This window comes from Methylonatrum kenyense (genome assembly GCF_023195885.1).
In the GTDB taxonomy this organism is placed as follows: Bacteria; Pseudomonadota; Gammaproteobacteria; order Nitrococcales; family Aquisalimonadaceae; genus Methylonatrum; species Methylonatrum kenyense.
Genome location: NZ_JALPKO010000003.1, coordinates 46,054 through 62,865, shown reverse-complemented (window position 1 = coordinate 62,865; position 16,812 = coordinate 46,054). Strand labels below are relative to the sequence as shown.

Here is a 16,812-nt window from a genome sequence, read left to right as displayed (position 1 = left end):
CTGTCAACGGCGCACGCCGGCCCATCAATCGGTGCGGTAATTCGGCGCTTCCTTGGTGATCGTGACGTCATGCACATGGCTCTCGCGAACGCCGGCATTGGTGACACGAACGAAACTTGGCTGGGTACGCATTTCCAGCATGTTACGGCAACCGACATAGCCCATGCTGGCGCGCAGACCACCGACCAGCTGATGCACGATGGCAACCACGGTGCCCTTGTAGGGCACCCGACCCTCGATACCCTCCGGCACCAGCTTCTCGACTTCATCGACGGTGTCCTGGAAGTAGCGGTCACTGGAACCCTGGGCCATGGCGCCCAGCGACCCCATGCCGCGGTAGGATTTGTAGGAACGCCCCTGGAACAACTCGACCTCGCCCGGGGCCTCTTCGGTGCCGGCAAACATGCCTCCGATCATCACCGTGCTGGCACCCGCCACCACGGCTTTCGAGACATCTCCTGAAAAACGCACGCCGCCATCGGCGATCAGCGGTACGTCTGTGCCGGCAAGGGCCTGAGCAACATTGGACACCGCGGTAATCTGCGGGACGCCGACGCCCGCCACGATTCGGGTGGTGCAAATCGACCCCGGCCCGATGCCGACCTTGACACCATCGGCACCGGCCTCGACCAGTGCCAGCGCCGCATCGCCGGTGGCAATGTTGCCACCCACGACCTGGACATCCGGGTAATTCGCCTTGATCCAGCGAACCCGATCCAGCACCCCCTGGGAGTGACCATGTGCGGTATCGACCACAACCACATCGACACCGGCACGGGCCAGCGCATCGACACGCTCCTCGGTGTCGCCACCGGTGCCGACCGCTGCGCCGACCCGGAGCCGGCCAAACTCATCCTTGGCCGCATCCGGGTAGTCCTCGGCCTTCTGGATGTCCTTGACCGTGATCAGCCCGCGTAACTGGAAATCCTCATTCACCACCAACACCTTCTCGATGCGGTGGGCATGCAGCAGCTGCTGCACCTCTTCCCGACTGGCACCCTCGCGGACGGTCACCAGCCGGTCCTTGCTGGTCATGGCCACGCTGACCGGCTCATCCAGCCGGGTCTCAAAGCGCAGATCCCTGCTGGTAACGATGCCGACAAGTTCCTCGCCATCAACCACCGGAACGCCGGAAATGGTGTTGGCGCGGGTCAGTTTCAGAACCTCGGCAATGGTTGTAGCGGGCGACACCGTGATCGGTTCCTTGATCACGCCACTCTCGAACTTCTTGACCCGATGGACGTGCGCCGCCTGCTGCTCAAGGCCCATGTTCTTGTGAACGATGCCGATCCCGCCCTGCTCGGCAAGGGTAATCGCCAGTCGCGCCTCGGTGACCGTGTCCATGGCAGCGGAAACGAGCGGGATATTCAGCTGGATATCGCGGGTGACGCGGGTTTTCAGGTCGGCGTCCCGGGGCAGGACGGTCGAATAGGCGGGAAGCAGTAGGACATCATCGAAGGTCAGGGCTTCCTGAGCGATGCGCATCAAAATGGTACCTTGCTTGAGCCAGCAGTGGCCGTGGGTTAGCCGGGCATTATAGGTTCGATCAGGCGCGAGGAAAACCGCAAACCGATGGTGAAACATGAAAATCCGGCTCGCCCAGCGGGCCTCCACCGAGCATGAAAGCAACAATGGATACTGGTAACGGAACAGGTCGCGCCGTACTCACGGTCACGCAATTGAATCGTGAAATCCGCGAATTGCTGGATGGTGCCCTGCCCCTGCTCTGGGTCGAGGGTGAAATCTCCAACCTGGCACGGCCTGCGTCCGGACACGTCTACTTCAGCCTGAAGGATGCGCGGGCGCAGGTCCGCTGCGCGCTGTTCCGCCAGCGTGCCGGCCTGCTGCGTTTTCGCCCCGAGAACGGCCAGCAGGTCCTGGTCCGGGCCCGCGTCAGCCTGTACGAACCCCGCGGTGACTACCAGTTGCTGATCGACAGCATGGAAGCAGCCGGTGACGGGCTGCTGCGGCGCAGGTTCGAGCAACTCCGGCAGAAACTCGAGGCGGAAGGCCTGTTCCGGGAAGAGCGAAAGCGACGGCTGCCGCGGCTGTCCCGGCGAATCGCTGCAGTGACGTCTCCCAGTGGCGCCGCCATACGCGACGTGCTGCAGGTGTTGCGCCGGCGCTTTCCGGGTATTCCGGTACGCATTTATCCGGTACCGGTGCAGGGCCAGGATGCGGCAACAGAAATTGTCCGCATGCTGCGGATTGCCGACGCCGATCCGGAAAATGATGTGCTGCTGCTGACACGGGGCGGCGGCTCGCTGGAGGATCTGCAGCCGTTCAACGAGGAGTCGGTTGCCCGAGCTATGGTCGCCTGCCGACTCCCGGTGGTCAGTGCCGTTGGCCATGAAATCGACGTAACGATCTCTGATCTTGCGGCCGATGTGCGCGCACCAACACCATCGGCGGCAGCGGAGCTGCTGAGCCCGGATCGCCTGCACTGGCTACGCAACCTGACTGCGCTGCATGATCGTCTTGCCGGGCAGCAGCGCCGCCGGCTGGCACGCGAGCACGAACGCCTGCTCGCGCTCGATGGCCGTCTCCAGAGACAACATCCGGGCCGTCAGCTGCTCGACCGCGCACAGCGGCTCGACAGGCTCGAACTGAGCCTGCAGCGACGTATGCACCAGTGCATCCAGGATCGACGGCGGCGCCTGCAAACTGTCGATCAGCGCCTGCAGTTGCGCCATCCCGGTTCCGCAATCCGCCAGGGGCGCGAACGTCTGCTGGCGCTGTCCAGGCAACTGTTACGGGGCCAGCGGGGGCAGCTTGAGCGCCTGCGGCAGCGTTTCGGCCGTGCCGGCCATGCACTCGAGAACATCAGTCCGCTGGCAACCGTGTCGCGCGGCTACGCGATCCTGGCCCGCGACGATGGCCGCGTGGTACGCAGTGTCGGTGACGTGAGCCAGGGGCAGCAGGTCAGCGCCCGGCTGGCGGATGGACAACTGCGGCTGGAGGTCCTCGGGTCGGCAAGCAAGGCGGACGAGGCCGGCGACGGCTGACCGCGGGGTGCACACAATGCACGCTCGGCCAAATGAAGGAAACGCTGATTTATTCGCACGCCTGCGTTGGAGTCCGCATTAGCCGACGAACGGTAATTCCCCTGGTCGGCGGGCCATTGTATACAGATCCCGCAACCGGTCAGCTGGAGACACCGACCATGCAGGAATTGATGCACGCCGAACCGGATTCCGGCACCCATTTCGACGACGACATGCTGGACGAGGACCGCGCGGGTTCACGGTACCCAAGCGCGTCGCCAAGAAACGCGCGCCGCTCGATCGAGGAATTGCTCGAAGAACGTGCCCTGCGGGGCATCTTGCGAGACCTGGACCAGGACTTCCCCGAGCTGGGATGACGCACCGACCGGCGCCAGGGACCAAACCGACGCCGGTGACCTGAGTCGTCGCAATGCACTGCAGCCGCCATGGCTCACCTTGCGGGCCATGAGGGGCGTCACCGGTGTCCGCGCGGTGCGGTTCAGGCAGATTCCGGCAGGCGGAAGCGGTCGTGGCTGGCCGTGAAATCAATATCCGGCATGCGTGCAATATGCTGCGTCGGATTGATGAACGGATGACTGACGTAATAATGCCGGCGAATATGCCGCAAGTCTGTGGTCTCGCCGAAGCCCGGTCGCTGATAGAGATCCCGCAGGTAGTTCCAGAGGTTCGGATAATCCACGATCCGATTCTGTGAGCATTTGAAGTGCACGGCATAGACCGCATCGAAACGAACCAGCGTCGTATACAGGCAGATATCCGCTTCGGTCAGCCGGTCACCACAAAGAAATCGCTGCTCGGCGAGTTTTCCGTCCCAGTAAGCCAACGCCCCGAAGAGCCCATCGGCCGCCTCTTCGTAGGCGGTCTGGGACTGCGCGAAGCCGCACTTGTAGACGCCGTTGTTGATCGGCTCGTAGATCGCATCCAGCGTCGCTTCAATCTGATCGCGCAGCTCCTCCGGTGCGAAATCCGGCTCCGGATTCGGGCTAAGCGCCCGCCAGTCATGGTCGAGCATGCGCAGGATGTCGCGCGATTCGTTGTTGACGATGGTCTGTTCACGTCGGTCCCAGAGCACGGGAACGGTCACACGCCCGGTGAATTCCGGGTCAGCGGCCTGATAGATCTCCCGCATGTAGCGGGCACCCAGCACCGGATCATCGGTACTGCCCGGAAATTCGCGGAATTCCCAGCCATCATCAAGCATGTCCGGATGCACCACCGAAACCGGCAAGGCCTGATCCAGCCCACGCAGGCGGCGCATGATCAGGGTTCGGTGTGCCCAGGGACAGGCCAGCGATACGAACAGGTGGAAACGGCCCGCCTCCGGCCGGAAGCGCGCGTCCCCGGTATCCCGCGTCCACTCACGAAACACCGATGATTGCCGGACGAACCGGCCGTCCGCATCCGGCTCGTAACCTTCCGCGTACCAGGTTCCGTTGACCAGGCGCCCACCCATACAACCTCCAACTTTAGTTCGATATCGGACTAATAGTTTGCAGCCAGGCGGCTCTGCTGACAAGAGTTGCCAGAGCAGCCAACGCCGATGGACTGCCTGATCAGCGTTCCGGCGCGTCCTCGATATCCTGCAGTTGCAGGTTCAGGGCACGCACCGAAATGTGAATCTCCTTGACCGACAAGCCGAGAGAAACCATCAGCAATACCAGGCTGACGGCAAACACCAGCTTGCCAGGCAGGATGAATCCCGCGAACAGCAGAAACATGCAAAACACACACAGGAACAGGCTGGCGACCCCGGCTTCCTGCATGGACCGGATCAGGTTGACCCGGCGGCGCAGATTATCGATCTGGCCCTTGATCACCGGTTCGGGATTCTCACGGTACTGGGCCTGCAACTCACGAATCAGTGCCGCAAGCGCCAGAAAACGGTTGGTGTAGGCAAGCAACAGCAGGGATACAGCCGGAAACAGCAGGGCCGGCGTCGACAGGGTCAGTTCCATCACGGAGTCGCTCCCGGGTCAGCGATCAAGTGGTTTTTTCCAGGGCAAAAAAAACGGCGCCCACCATGCGGAGAGCGCCGTCGTGACCAACAATGGCCTCGGCAGCTTACTGCATCGGCTGCTGCTGTTGCTGCATCTGTTCGAAACGGCTGATCAGATCATCGGTTTCCGGATCTTCGGCGCGCATCGCATCCATCAGGTCTTCCTCGAATTCCGTCTGGGCATCGATCACGGCCTGATCCTGCATGGCAACCTGCTGCCCTTCCTGCAGTTCCATCTGGATTTCCTGGGCTTCTTCCAGCATGGCCTGACGCTCGTCATCGCTGACGCCTTCATCCTGCATCTGGGCCTGGATCGCATCCAGCCGGTCGAGGCCGTTTTCGGGATCGTAGCCCGCATCTTCCATCGTGCGGATGAACAGGTTCTCAAGCTCTTCCGCCTGCTCCTGCAACTGCGGGTTGTTTTCGAATGCCTGGCGCTGGATCTCCGACAACCGCTGCTGCATTTCCTGCATTTCACCGCCGCCCTGCTGACCACCGTCCGGCGGCGCCATCTCCTGGGCAGTAGCGAGCCCGGAGAAGACAAAGGCCAGAGCCGTGGCAAGGCCGATGAAAGGCCGTTTGCATGTCTTAGCGATTTGCATCATGGATTAGATTCTCTCCTGATCGGCGACTCGTCCGGCTGTAAACTGTTGCTGAGTCGGTAAATTTAATCGCGTAAAATAGCAGGGACAGCCCCTGTGCTGTCAAATTCCTGCACGCGCTGGTTGTGACAACCGGCATCTGATCGCGTTCCATTTTTTCCTGTTTCCGGCGGAATCCGCCGGATGCGGTACTATTGCCGCCCCACACTGATGGAGGTTTTTTCCGCGGCCATGGGCGTCCCTGCATTACATCTTCAGAATCTCGGCAAGACCTACAGCAATGGCCTGATCGCCCTTCGCGGCATCGACCTGACCGTGCAACCGGGGGATTTTTTCGGCCTGCTCGGGCCAAATGGCGCCGGCAAGTCCACGGCGATCGGCATCATCAGTTCCCTGGTAACCCGCACCGCCGGCCGCGCCGAGATTTTCGGCCACGATATCGAAAAGCAACCGTGGGAGGCGAAGCGCCGCCTCGGCGTGGTGCCCCAGGAGGTCAACTTCAACGGCTTCGAGACCGTCGAGCAGATCGTGCTCAACCAGGCCGGCTACTACGGCATTCCGCGTCGCAGAGCGCGCCAGAACTGCGAACGCTATCTGCGCGAGCTGGATCTTTGGGACCGGCGCAAGCTCGTTTCCAGGACCCTGTCGGGGGGCATGAAACGGCGCCTGATGATTGCCCGCGCACTGGTGCACGAGCCGCGGCTGCTGATACTTGATGAACCGACGGCCGGCGTCGACATCGAGCTGCGGCGCTCCATGTGGCGGTTCCTTGAGGCATTGAATCGGACGGGCGACGTCACCGTCATTCTGACCACGCATTATCTGGAGGAGGCGGAAAGCCTCTGCCGCAACATTGCGATCATCAACAAGGGCCGAATCGTCGAAAACACCTCGACCACGGCGCTGCTCAACAGGCTCAACACCCACTCCTTCATCCTTGACGTGGACCCGCTTGCCAACGCCGCTCCGGCCACGGTCGACGGCTTTGTTCTGCGACAGGTCGGGCCGCAGCAACTGGAAGCCGATGTCCAGCGGGACCAGTCCATCACCCAACTGGTGCAGGCCCTGGCTGGCGCGGGAATCTACGTGCGCAGTCTGAAAAACAAGGCCAACCGTCTGGAGGAGATGTTCATCGACCTGCTGCAGCAGGACGCTTCGGCCGGCAATGGGCAGGAGGCCTGAATCGCATGTACTGGCAGGAATCACTGATTGCCCTGGCGACCCTGTCGCGAAAGGAAACCACCCGCTATCTCCGCATCTGGGTACAAACGCTGTTCCCACCGGCGATCACGATGGCGCTGTATTTCGTGATTTTCGGCAACCTCATTGGTCCGCGAATCGGACCAATGGACGGATACAGCTACATGGATTTCATTGTCCCCGGCATCATCATGATGGCCGTGATCACCAATTCCTATGCCAACGTGGTGTCGTCATTCTTCAGCGCCAAGTTCCAGCGCCACATTGAGGAACTGATGGTGTCCCCGGCGCCGAATGCGGTGATTCTTCTGGGCTATGTGTCGGGCGGTGTGGGTCGCGGCCTGCTGGTCGGGCTGATTGTGACCCTGGTCTCGCTGATCTTTACCCAAATCCAGATCCACAATATCTGGATTACGGTATCGGTCGTGTTATTGACGTCGATTCTGTTTTCGCTGGGTGGCTTCATCAACGGCATATTCGCCCGCAAGTTCGATGATGTCGCAATCGTACCGACATTCATCCTCACACCCCTGACCTACCTGGGTGGTGTGTTCTATTCGGTCAGCCTGTTGCCGGATACCTGGCGTATCGTTTCCATGTTCAACCCTGTGCTCTACATGGTGAATGCATTCCGTTACGGCATTCTCGGTTCGTCGGATATCGATATCAGAGTTGCCTATTCGCTAATCCTGCTGAGCATCCTGATACTCGGCGCGACTGCACTTTTCCTGCTGCGCCGCGGCACCGGCCTGCGGGCATAAAAAAGCCCGGTGCCATATCGACACCGGGCCTTGGGAAACACTGACGAACCGGTACCACGCCTCGCCAGATGATCAAAACCGCTCTCGGGCGCAGACGCGGGAATAAATCAGCGTTCCCCTTGGCGACCATGTTTGATCAGTTGATTTTCAGGTCCTTGATCGACCGACCCTTGGCCTCCCACTCCTTGATCCACGCGGGCTTGCGTCCGCGGCCAGACCAACCCTTGGTTGGATCATCCGGGTGACGGTATTGAACCGGTGCCTTGCGCGACGGGCCCTTGCCGGCTGCACCCGCCACCAGGTCGGTAACGGTCAGGCCAAATCGGTCGGCCAGATTCTTCAGCTCCTTCTGCGCCTCTTTGACATCCTGCTTACGACGTTCACGCAGCTCTTTATCGATATCCTTCTTGAGCTGCTGCAATTCTTTCGCACTATATCGGGAAATATCCATTCCATGCCTCGCTTTCGATACTGAGGGTAAAAATCTCGTAGAGAACGATAAGACAAGACCGCTATTTAGGCAATTCCCGAATTCCATGCTCAAGCCTGGAAAGGAATTTATCGACCGACGCCATACGGCGACAGTATTGAATCGGGGGCCGTATTATGGAAACACTGATTTGACCCCGCGTCAGGCACAGCGGCCGACGCCACGATCGCTCTGCAATCGAATCCGCGTGGAACCTGCGACACCGAACAACATGGCATTTCCTTGCATCCTGCAAGTACATCGTCAATCCTCGCCAACGTTTTCAACAATGAAGCAGGGAAATTGCCGGAAATTACTTGAACAGGATGCTCCCTGCCGGTAGCCGACGGAGGTTTTATGTCGATTCATTCGGCCTCGGCCGTTTTGACGGTGGAAGTGGACCCTGCCGTTACCGGGGAAACGCCCGGGCCATTGGGAAAGGCCGACGCCGAACGTCTGGGACAGGCAATCGCCAATGATCTGCAGCGCCTGCTCGACCACCTGCCCCGGCATGGCCTGGTTGTCATGGGCGGCCTGTACGACAGCACGGAACTGCTGCGACCCGGCATGCCCGTGTTTCAGGCGATGGCGGATCTCTACCGACATGCCATGCCGGCAGGCGATTTCCAGCCTTCCATCATGACAATCGGCGCCCAGGGCGATCACTTTCCGTTAGCCGGACTGGAACCCGGCCCGGCGCACGGCAAGGGTCCGCTGCTGTTGATTCCGTTCACGCTCCTCGGTACAGGGGAGCATACCGAAGCACTGCGGCTGCAGATGGAAACACGACTACTGGAGCGCGGCCAGGGCTCGGCGGAAACAGGCAAGGTGATTTCGGACGCAACCGGGATCCAGCCTTTGAACCTGTTCTATACAACGCTTGATGACCTGGGAGCGTTGATGCGGGTGCAGCTGGATAATGCCGGCTTTCATGGACTGTGGGACCTGATCGATTCGGCACTGTATCCGAGGACGGATCCGAACCGCTGCGTGCTCGATTCGGGCCATTGTTTCCTGGTGCACCACAACGTCGCCTACAGTCTTCATCAGACCTGCCGTCATTGGGCAAGACACCAGGGACCAGGCGCGGCTGATGAACTGGAAGACGGGTACGCCGCCTGGCAACGGCTGCTCAGACAATATGTTGCAGGCCTTGCCGCCCACGGCCTGACGGTCTGTCACGTACCAGGCTCGGCGAATCACGCGGCGATGCTGGACGCCAACCTGGAACGCGCCTTCGCCTATGCCCAGACTGCTGCCCTGATGCCGGACCGGAACGTCTTGCAAGACAACCTGTTGGATGGCGATCCCGACCGGGCCACGCGGCTGGAGCTGCAGCGACATGACCTGCCGGATCTGGGTCCCGTGCTGTTCGCGGTTCGCGGTTTCGACGCCAACGGCCGCTGCCTTTTCCATCGCCACGATTATCCGCTGTCGCCCGCGGCGGTCCACGAGATCCCCGAGTCATGGCGACGCCATGCGGAAACCAGAAACATCAGCCTTGGGGAGGCAGTAATCCAGGGACTGCCGGCAATGGATATGTCTGCCGAACCGGGCGGCTAGGGAGACGCCGATTTATTCTCGCGTCTGCGCCCGACACCGGGCTTGATCATCTGGCAAGACGCGGCGCCGGCCAGGAAACCAGGGCGGCCAGCGCCGGTCAGGGGTTGACCAGATAGTGGCGCCCCGGGCCATCCAGCGGCAGCTCATAGCGTTCACGCTCGTGCAAGCGGCCATCGCCGGCGTACCAGAACTCCATCAGGCGGGGAATCACCCGATACCCGGACCAGTCGGGCGGCCGCGGAATGGGCCCCTCAGCAAACTGGCGTTCGAAGTCGGCGACACGCTGCTCCAGCTGCTGACGATCATGCAACGGCCGCGACTGTTCAGACGCCCAGGCCCCAATCTGACTCAAGCGAGGCCTTGAGGCAAAGTACGCATCCGCTTCGGCGGCCGAGACCGGTACAACATCGCCCTCGACCAGCACCTGGCTGGCCAACGGTGGCCAGTAGAAACACAAGGCCGCAGCCGGTGTCACGGCCAGGTCCTGGCCCTTGCGGCTGCGCTGATTGGTATAGAACACGAAACCCCGGTGATCGACATCCTTGAGAAGCACGATTCGCGCCGCCGGACGCCCGTCTGCACGCACAGTGGCCAGGGTCATCGCCGTGTGTTCTGGAACCTTCTCCTGCTCGGCACGCCGGAAAAGCTGAATGAAACGATCAATGGCTTCCTCTCGCAGGGGGTACGACAAGATTCACTCCTTTGCTCTTGTGGCCCGGGGCGGCTGGCAGGCAATGACGGGGCCGCAGGAACCGCGCACTCAGCGTGACCTGACCTGCCCCTGCGGGTCATCGCCGGTTTTGGACATGGGCTCGACCTCGAGTTCCAGGCCATGCATTGCGGTTACACGGAGGTGGTCACCACGACGAATCGACGCGGCCGCATGGGCATTCCACAGCTCCCCTTCCACGCGCACCCTGCCCCGGCCGTCGATGAAGTCCGAAGCTGCTATCGCGGTACTGGAGAGCAGTTGTTCCCGGCCCGAAGCGATGCGACGCCGGTGCGCGCGCAGAGCCATGGTCGCGATACCGATCACCACAAGCGCGGTGGAAAGCGACACCGCCATGACCACGGTGAAGGAAATTTCATAGGCCTCGATACCGGAATCCACCAGCAACAGCGAGCCCAGGGCGAAGGCCACCACGCCGCCGATCCCGAGCACGCCGAAACTGGGCATGAAGGCCTCGGCAATCATGAATGCGATACCCAGCGCCATCAGAGCGGCCCCGGCATAGTTGATTGGCAGGGCCTGGAATGCGAACAGCGCCGTCAGAAGCGCGATACCGCCGAGTACACCAGGGACGATACTGCCGGGGTTGGCCAACTCGAAAATAATGCCGTAGATGCCGATCAGCATCAGGATGTAGGCAACGTTCGGGTTGGTAATGATGGCGAGGAACTCGTTACGCCAGTCCGGCTCGACCCGCACCAGTTCCAGGCCTTCCGTCTGCAGCGTCAGCGTGCCGCCGGCAACCTTGACTTCGCGACCGTCCATCTGCGCGAGCAGATCCTCCACATCTTCGGCAATGTAGTCGATAACCTCCAGGTCCAGCGCCTCGCGGGACCCGATACTGACTGCCTCGCGCACAGCCTTCTCGGCCCAGTCGGCATTGCGGTCTCGCAGCTCCGCCAGCGAGCGAATATAGGCGACCGCATCGTTGATCATCTTCCGTTCCATCGCGCTGCCGCCACGTGGCGCCGCGCTGTCGCCATTTTCGTCGTCACCATTCTCCGCGTTGCCGTTGTCGCCGTCCGCCTCGTCGTCGGGCGATTCAGGCATGCCCCCCATTTGCACCGGGGTTGCCGCCCCGAGGTTGGTGCCGGGGGCCATCGCCGCAACGTGCGCACCGTACATCATGTAGGTGCCGGCGCTGGTCGCACGCGCGCCGGCCGGCGTCACGTAGATCGCAACCGGGGTCGAGCTGGTAACGATACTCCGAATGATGTCACGCATTGACGCATCCAGGCCGCCCGGCGTGTCCAACTCCAGAATGATCACCGCCGCGCCCTCATCCCGGGCCCGGTCAAAATTGCGACTGAGATAATCAACGGTGGCCGGGCCGATGGCACCATCGACCCGCAGCAGCATGCCGTGCTCACCATCGATTTCCGCATGGCTTGAGCTCAGGCCAAGGCCAAGCAGCAGAAGCAGTACGAAGAGAATCGGACGCGGCAGGAAATGTCGCCGGGCTTGCGAGCGGAACGGGGTGCGAAGTGTCCTGTTCATGCTCATTCGGACAGCGCGCCCGGGGCGGGGTTCAGGCAGGGGCACGAAGGCCCGCCAGCTTGGCGGCGCCCCGGGCACAGAGCCCGGGGTTGGTGACCGCGGACCGTCAAGCCTGCAATTCAGCCAGGATCCGTTGCTTGACATCCTGCACGTCGCCGAGCCCGTCAACGGCAACATAACGCGGCGCCGAAGAATCACCACTGGCGGCGAGGCGGCCGTAATAGTCGACCAGCGGACGTGTCTGCTCATGGTAGACCTGCAGCCGCTTGCGCACCGTATCCTCCTGGTCGTCCTCACGCTGGACCAGGGGTTCACCGGTCACATCGTCCCGGCCATCGACCTTCGGCGGATTATGCTCGATGTGATAGACCCGGCCGGAGCCCGGATGCACCCGGCGACCGCTCATGCGCGAAACGATCTGCTCGTCATCAACCTGCAACTCAAGCACGAAATCCAGGTCGACACCCTCAGCTCTGAGTGCCTCCGCCTGGGCGATGGTGCGTGGAAACCCGTCGAAAAGAAAACCCTTGGCACAGTCGGCGGCAGCGATGCGTTCCTTGACGATACCAAGGATGATGTCATCCGAGACCAGACCACCGGAACGCATTATCTTGTCGGCTTCGAGACCGAGTGGCGTGCCTTCCTTGACCGCCGCTCGCAACATGTCGCCGGTGGATATCTGGGGAATACCGAAGGTGTCGCAAATGAAACCGGCCTGTGTGCCTTTGCCAGCCCCCGGGGGGCCCAATAGAATGATCCGCATGCGGTATTTTCCTTATCAGCGTCGCCGGACAGTAACAGGATTCCGGAACGGGCAGGTCAAGCGAACCGTCCCCGCTCGCACCCTGGTGGCTCTTGCTTTTGCGACCACTTTAGCGGCCGGGAGCCTATCACCAGCCCATGCCGACTGCAACGCGGCACCAGCGCCTGGTATCTCCTGGCATGGCTGCGAAATCGGTGACGCCGAGTTGCAGGACAGCGATCTTGAACGTGCGCTGATGTCGCGGATCCAGGCCGCAGGCGTAATCCTGCGCCAGGCAAACCTGGAGGGTGCGGTGGTTACCGAGGCGATGCTGGACGGCGCCGACCTGCGGCAGGCACGCCTGCGTCGTACCGATTTCGGTTCCAGCAGCCTGCAGGAGGCAAACCTCGGCGAAGCCCTGGCACAGGGCGTGCGTTTCACCTCGGCCGACCTCAGCGGGGCCAATCTTGAAGGCGCCGACCTTCGCGGCGGCCGGTTTGACGGTGCCAGACTCAACGGTGCGTCGATGGAACGGGCGGATATCAGCGATGGTCGGCTCTATAACACGCAGCTGCGCGAAATCCGTGGCCGGGGGCTTGCACTGGCCGGTGCCAGCATGGGAAATGCTGACCTCAGCCGGGCGGATCTCCGCGAAGCGGATCTGCGTGGTGTGGACCTGGCAAGGGCCCGGCTTGAGGATGCGGATCTACGTGGGGCCAATCTGGAGGGCGCCAATCTTGACGGCGCACGGCTGGCTGGCGCCGATTTCAGCGGCGCCAACCTGCAACGCGCCGACCTGCGCAACGCCGACATCACCGCCACGCTGTTCGACGACGCGGAACTGGGTAATGCAACCTGGATCGATCGGCGCCACTGCCGACCCCGTTCGGTTGGCAACTGCGATTAGCAGCGGAACCTAGGGAAACACGGATTTATTCCCGCGTCTTGCCTCGGAAAAATGCGGACACCAACGCAGACGTGCGAATAATTCAGCGTTTCCCTAGTCGTCACCACCACGGGAGAGACGAAGCCGCTGCAAGCGGCCCCCGTCCGTGAGCACGACGACATCGTCGTCCACCACCACCGGATTCCGGCTGATTCCGTTGCTGCGGTCGATACGCACCCGGGCAAGAATGGCTCCATCCGAGGAATCAAGCACCGTCAGACGCCCCCGGTCATCGCCCAGCACCACCATGTCTCCCACCACGACCGGCGCGGTACCGCGGATTCCTTCCAGCTCATCCTGACGCCAGATTGCGGCACCCGAACGCCGGTCCAGAGCCCAGACACGGCCATTGGCTTCGGTCACGTAGACGCGCTCGGAATCGACATCCAGGCCGGAAAAGGATGACAGGTCACGGGCCCACTCGACACGCCCCTGCTGCAGGTCCAGCGCCATCGCCTGACCCTGGTATCCGACCACGTAGACCTGGCTGCCAGCGATCACCGGGTCGCCATCCACGTCACGCATGCGATCCAGGTCGGAGCTGCCCGTGGCAACGCCCACGTCCACCTGCCATGCCTCGCTGCCATCACCCAGGTTGACCGCCACCAACCGGCCGTTGGGCAGTCCGGCGAGCACGGTACTGCCGAGCAGCTTCGGGTTGCTGGTACCGCGCAGTGTCAGCGGCGGCATGCTGCGATCGTAGCTCCAGCGTCGGGAACCTGACTCCCTGCTCATGGCCACCAGCCGGCCGTCACCGCTCAGCACCACAACGGCATCACCGCTGATCGCGGGCACCGAGACAATCTCGCTGGACAGCTTGCTCCGCCAGCGTTCCTCCTCGGTCTCCCGATCCAGGGCGATAAGTTCGCCCTCGCGGGTACCGACAACCAGCAGATCATCGGCCAGGGCAGGACCGCCGGAAACCGGCTTGCCGAGGCGCTTGCGCCAGACGCGATCACCGGATTCCAGATCCCAGGCAGTCAATTCGCCACGCCTGTCGGCAACCCAGACGCGTCCGTCCTCGATCAAGGGGTCGAGACCATCACCAACCGAGTGAATGCCACGCCCGGCGTTACTGGACCAGACCGTGGAAACGCTTGCACCGTCCTGCGAATCCGACAACTCATCGGCAGGCATGACGCGCTTGGAGGAGCCACTGCAGGCGCTAAGCAGCAACGCAGACACGATCAAAGCGAGCAGCAAATACCGGGACATCAGGTCGAAGCCTCCCCAGCCAGATCATTCCGCTTCAAGCGGATCAGGCTGCGCCGTGTGTCACTGATATCCTCGACGTCCAGCGCCTCTTCATAGGCGGAGCGGGCGTCATCGATCTCACCCAGGGCGGCCAGCACGTCACCACGACGCTCCAGATACTGGGAGCGGTACTGGCCCATATCCGACACGTCCACGGTAGCCAGCGCCTCATCATAGTCGCCAGCGGCCATCAGCACCTGTGCAAGCCGCAGTCGCGCCAGATGCCGCAATCCCGATTCGGCGCCATTGTCCCGGACCCAGCGAAGCGCCTCGGCGGCCTCCGCCAGATCACCCTGGCGCACATGAAAATCCGCCAGTTGCATGCCTGCCATGGTGGCGTAGATAGTGCGACCGTAATCCTCCATCACCGTCCAGCCGAGCTCGGCGACCATGTCCGAGGTCTCTCCGGTTTCCCGGGCATTGAGCAATTGCACATAGGCCACGGAGGCTGACTCGGCGGTGCGCTCCTGATGCGCACCCCACTGCTGCCAGCCGACCACGCCGCCGACGGCCAGTACCGCACCGGCAACCAGCGAGCGGCCGTTCTCCTTCAGCCAGGCCTTGACCGCATCGATCTGCTCTTCATCAGTGTCATACCGGGCCAAGGCTCAATCCTCCGAATGTATCGTGATTCCGAAATGTTCGCCGAGCACAGCAGCAATTCCGTCCAGCGGATGGCTCCGCTGTTCGCCGCTTTCACGCAGATTCTTTAGACCAACGGTGCCATCGGCCAGTTCTTGATCGGCCAGCACCAGCGCGAGTTGCGCCCCGCTGCGATCGGCCCGCTTGAACTGGCTCTTGAAACTGCCGCCGCCACAATGCATCAGCAGCCGCAACCCGGGCAAGTCGTTACGCAGCCTTTCGGCAAGCCGGAGCCCTTCCCGTTCCGCCGCATTGCCCAGCAGGACAAGGTAGACGTCCGCCTGGTCGGCCCGGACCAGCCCCTGGTTTTCCTCGATAAGGGCCACCAGGCGTTCCAGCCCCATGGCAAAGCCGACCGCCGGCGTTGACCGGCCACCGAGCTGCTCGACCACTCCATCGTAGCGGCCGCCGGCGCAAACCGTGCCCTGTGCACCCAGTCGGTGGGTAACCCACTCGAACACCGTACGCCCGTAATAATCCAGACCCCGCACCAGTCGCGGATTGATCACATACGGCTGGCCGACGGCATCCAGGCGCTCGCGCAGCTCGGCAAAGTGATCGCGGGACGCCTGGTCCAGGTAGTCCTCAAGGGTTGGCGCCTGATCCAGCAAGGCCTGTGTCTCGGCAACCTTGGAGTCCAGGATCCGCAGCGGATTGGTTTGCAGACGCCGTTGACTGTCGGCGTCCAGCTGGTCCCGGAACTCGGACAGGTAGTCCACCAGCGCCTGCCGATATGCCTGCCGGGATTCCGGTGTACCCAGGGAATTGAGTTGCAGCTCGACGTCATTCAGCCCGATCGCCGCCAGCATGCGCGCGGTCATCAGGATCATCTCGGCATCGATATCCGGTCCGGCCAGCCCGAAAACCTCGGCGCCGATCTGATGAAACTGCCGCAGTCGCCCCTTTTGCGGCCGTTCGTGCCGGAACATCGCCCCGGCGTACCAGAGACGCGGCTGCTGATTGTGCAACAGGCCGTGCTCGAGGCAGGCGCGAACACAACCGGCCGTGCCTTCCGGCCGCAAGGTCAGGCTGTCGCCATTGCGGTCCTCGAAGGTGTACATCTCCTTCTCGACGATGTCGGTGACCTCACCGATCGACCGCGAGAACAACTCGGTCTTTTCCACCTGCGGCAGGCGGATCTCCTGATAGCCGTAGCCATCAAGTATCCGGTGCAGCCTGGCCTCGAGCACCTGCCAGGTCGCGGTCACCGGCGGCAGGGTATCGCTGAAGCCGCGAACGCTCCGTATGTTCGAGGGCACGATTACTCCATTATCCGTTCGTTGTGGAAACGCCGAAATATCTGCGCGTTTGCGTGGGCATCCGCATTCTCCAACCGCCTGCAGACCGTGCGATGCCGCGGCGAGTCTGCGCTTGGGGCAGCGCAGGACGGCGTCGGAAACCATAC

General features: G+C 62.2%; 17 protein-coding genes. 6 read left to right on the top strand and 11 right to left on the bottom strand.

The window, feature by feature from the left end:
- Positions 1-24: 24 nt before the first annotated feature.
- On the bottom strand, positions 25-1,485 hold the full coding sequence (guaB, locus tag M0534_RS04395; RefSeq protein WP_248567204.1) for an IMP dehydrogenase: 1,461 nt from the start codon (positions 1,483-1,485) through the stop codon (positions 25-27).
- Between the two features lie 146 nt (positions 1,486-1,631).
- Here guaB and xseA point away from each other — a divergent pair, with 146 nt between their 5' ends.
- Entirely contained in the window at positions 1,632-3,005 is a 1,374-nt protein-coding gene (gene xseA / locus M0534_RS04390) for an exodeoxyribonuclease VII large subunit (protein WP_248567203.1), read from the top strand.
- Positions 3,006-3,163: 158 nt separating this feature from the next.
- Positions 3,164-3,361: a PA3496 family putative envelope integrity protein gene (locus tag M0534_RS04385; protein ID WP_248567202.1), complete on the top strand. Its 198-nt coding sequence runs from the start codon at positions 3,164-3,166 to the stop codon at positions 3,359-3,361.
- Positions 3,362-3,483: 122 nt separating this feature from the next.
- Here the strand turns inward: M0534_RS04385 and M0534_RS04380 are convergent, their stop codons facing one another.
- The 3 genes from M0534_RS04380 to M0534_RS04370 all read right to left on the bottom strand — a co-directional run bounded on the left by M0534_RS04380 (position 3,484) and on the right by M0534_RS04370 (position 5,606).
- Positions 3,484-4,458: a glutathione S-transferase family protein gene (locus M0534_RS04380; protein WP_248567201.1), complete on the bottom strand. Its 975-nt coding sequence runs from the start codon at positions 4,456-4,458 to the stop codon at positions 3,484-3,486.
- Between the two features lie 100 nt (positions 4,459-4,558).
- Positions 4,559-4,960 (bottom strand): DUF2721 domain-containing protein, encoded by a 402-nt coding sequence (locus tag M0534_RS04375; RefSeq protein WP_248567497.1) that lies wholly within the window; start codon positions 4,958-4,960, stop codon positions 4,559-4,561.
- 106 nt (positions 4,961-5,066) lie between these two features.
- Positions 5,067-5,606, bottom strand: coding sequence for a hypothetical protein (locus tag M0534_RS04370; RefSeq protein WP_248567200.1), 540 nt, complete (start codon positions 5,604-5,606; stop codon positions 5,067-5,069).
- Between the two features lie 180 nt (positions 5,607-5,786).
- Here M0534_RS04370 and M0534_RS04365 point away from each other — a divergent pair, with 180 nt between their 5' ends.
- The gene (locus M0534_RS04365) at positions 5,787-6,785 is read left to right on the top strand and encodes an ABC transporter ATP-binding protein (protein ID WP_248567199.1); all 999 of its coding nucleotides are present in this window, start codon (positions 5,787-5,789) and stop codon (positions 6,783-6,785) included.
- A gap of 5 nt (positions 6,786-6,790) precedes the next feature.
- Entirely contained in the window at positions 6,791-7,564 is a 774-nt protein-coding gene (locus M0534_RS04360; protein WP_248567198.1) for an ABC transporter permease, read from the top strand.
- Positions 7,565-7,700: 136 nt separating this feature from the next.
- Here the strand turns inward: M0534_RS04360 and M0534_RS04355 are convergent, their stop codons facing one another.
- A complete protein-coding gene (locus M0534_RS04355) occupies positions 7,701-8,015 on the bottom strand; it encodes an H-NS histone family protein (protein ID WP_248567197.1) in 315 nt (104 codons plus the stop codon).
- A 375-nt stretch (positions 8,016-8,390) separates the two neighbouring features.
- Here M0534_RS04355 and M0534_RS04350 point away from each other — a divergent pair, with 375 nt between their 5' ends.
- Positions 8,391-9,596, top strand: coding sequence for a hypothetical protein (locus M0534_RS04350; protein WP_248567196.1), 1,206 nt, complete (start codon positions 8,391-8,393; stop codon positions 9,594-9,596).
- Positions 9,597-9,693: 97 nt separating this feature from the next.
- On the opposite strand, the gene pdxH is transcribed toward M0534_RS04350, so the two are convergent.
- The 3 genes from pdxH to adk all read right to left on the bottom strand — a co-directional run bounded on the left by pdxH (position 9,694) and on the right by adk (position 12,586).
- Positions 9,694-10,287: a pyridoxamine 5'-phosphate oxidase gene (gene pdxH, locus M0534_RS04345; RefSeq protein WP_248567195.1), complete on the bottom strand. Its 594-nt coding sequence runs from the start codon at positions 10,285-10,287 to the stop codon at positions 9,694-9,696.
- A gap of 69 nt (positions 10,288-10,356) precedes the next feature.
- A complete protein-coding gene (locus tag M0534_RS04340) occupies positions 10,357-11,823 on the bottom strand; it encodes an NfeD family protein (RefSeq protein WP_248567194.1) in 1,467 nt (488 codons plus the stop codon).
- 106 nt (positions 11,824-11,929) lie between these two features.
- Complete coding sequence (gene adk, locus M0534_RS04335) at positions 11,930-12,586, bottom strand: adenylate kinase (protein ID WP_248567193.1); 657 nt, start codon at positions 12,584-12,586, stop codon at positions 11,930-11,932.
- A 205-nt stretch (positions 12,587-12,791) separates the two neighbouring features.
- Here adk and M0534_RS04330 point away from each other — a divergent pair, with 205 nt between their 5' ends.
- Complete coding sequence (locus tag M0534_RS04330; protein WP_248567192.1) at positions 12,792-13,472, top strand: pentapeptide repeat-containing protein; 681 nt, start codon at positions 12,792-12,794, stop codon at positions 13,470-13,472.
- A 93-nt stretch (positions 13,473-13,565) separates the two neighbouring features.
- Here the strand turns inward: M0534_RS04330 and bamB are convergent, their stop codons facing one another.
- The 3 genes from bamB to hisS are packed head-to-tail and all read right to left on the bottom strand — an operon-like array spanning position 13,566 to position 16,666.
- Positions 13,566-14,726 carry an outer membrane protein assembly factor BamB gene (gene bamB, locus M0534_RS04325; protein ID WP_248567191.1) on the bottom strand — a complete coding sequence of 387 codons (1,161 nt, stop codon included), beginning with the start codon at positions 14,724-14,726 and terminating at the stop codon, positions 13,566-13,568.
- A complete protein-coding gene (locus M0534_RS04320) occupies positions 14,726-15,370 on the bottom strand; it encodes a YfgM family protein (protein WP_248567190.1) in 645 nt (214 codons plus the stop codon). The genes bamB and M0534_RS04320 overlap by 1 nt, the downstream gene beginning before the upstream one ends.
- Positions 15,371-15,373: 3 nt before the next feature.
- Positions 15,374-16,666 (bottom strand): histidine--tRNA ligase, encoded by a 1,293-nt coding sequence (gene hisS, locus M0534_RS04315; protein WP_248567189.1) that lies wholly within the window; start codon positions 16,664-16,666, stop codon positions 15,374-15,376.
- Positions 16,667-16,812: the final 146 nt, after the last annotated feature.

Bases quoted from the DNA above. Each gene is read 5' to 3' on its own strand.
- guaB (WP_248567204.1), bottom strand. From the start codon at position 1,485: ATGCGCATCGCTCAGGAAGCCCTGACCTTCGATGATGTCCTACTGCTT.
- xseA (WP_248567203.1), top strand. From the start codon at position 1,632: ATGGATACTGGTAACGGAACAGGTCGCGCCGTACTCACGGTCACGCAA.
- M0534_RS04385 (WP_248567202.1), top strand. From the start codon at position 3,164: ATGCAGGAATTGATGCACGCCGAACCGGATTCCGGCACCCATTTCGAC.
- M0534_RS04380 (WP_248567201.1), bottom strand. From the start codon at position 4,458: ATGGGTGGGCGCCTGGTCAACGGAACCTGGTACGCGGAAGGTTACGAG.
- M0534_RS04375 (WP_248567497.1), bottom strand. From the start codon at position 4,960: ATGGAACTGACCCTGTCGACGCCGGCCCTGCTGTTTCCGGCTGTATCC.
- M0534_RS04370 (WP_248567200.1), bottom strand. From the start codon at position 5,606: ATGATGCAAATCGCTAAGACATGCAAACGGCCTTTCATCGGCCTTGCC.
- M0534_RS04365 (WP_248567199.1), top strand. From the start codon at position 5,787: ATGCGGTACTATTGCCGCCCCACACTGATGGAGGTTTTTTCCGCGGCC.
- M0534_RS04360 (WP_248567198.1), top strand. From the start codon at position 6,791: ATGTACTGGCAGGAATCACTGATTGCCCTGGCGACCCTGTCGCGAAAG.
- M0534_RS04355 (WP_248567197.1), bottom strand. From the start codon at position 8,015: ATGGATATTTCCCGATATAGTGCGAAAGAATTGCAGCAGCTCAAGAAG.
- M0534_RS04350 (WP_248567196.1), top strand. From the start codon at position 8,391: ATGTCGATTCATTCGGCCTCGGCCGTTTTGACGGTGGAAGTGGACCCT.
- M0534_RS04340 (WP_248567194.1), bottom strand. From the start codon at position 11,823: ATGAACAGGACACTTCGCACCCCGTTCCGCTCGCAAGCCCGGCGACAT.
- adk (WP_248567193.1), bottom strand. From the start codon at position 12,586: ATGCGGATCATTCTATTGGGCCCCCCGGGGGCTGGCAAAGGCACACAG.
- bamB (WP_248567191.1), bottom strand. From the start codon at position 14,726: ATGTCCCGGTATTTGCTGCTCGCTTTGATCGTGTCTGCGTTGCTGCTT.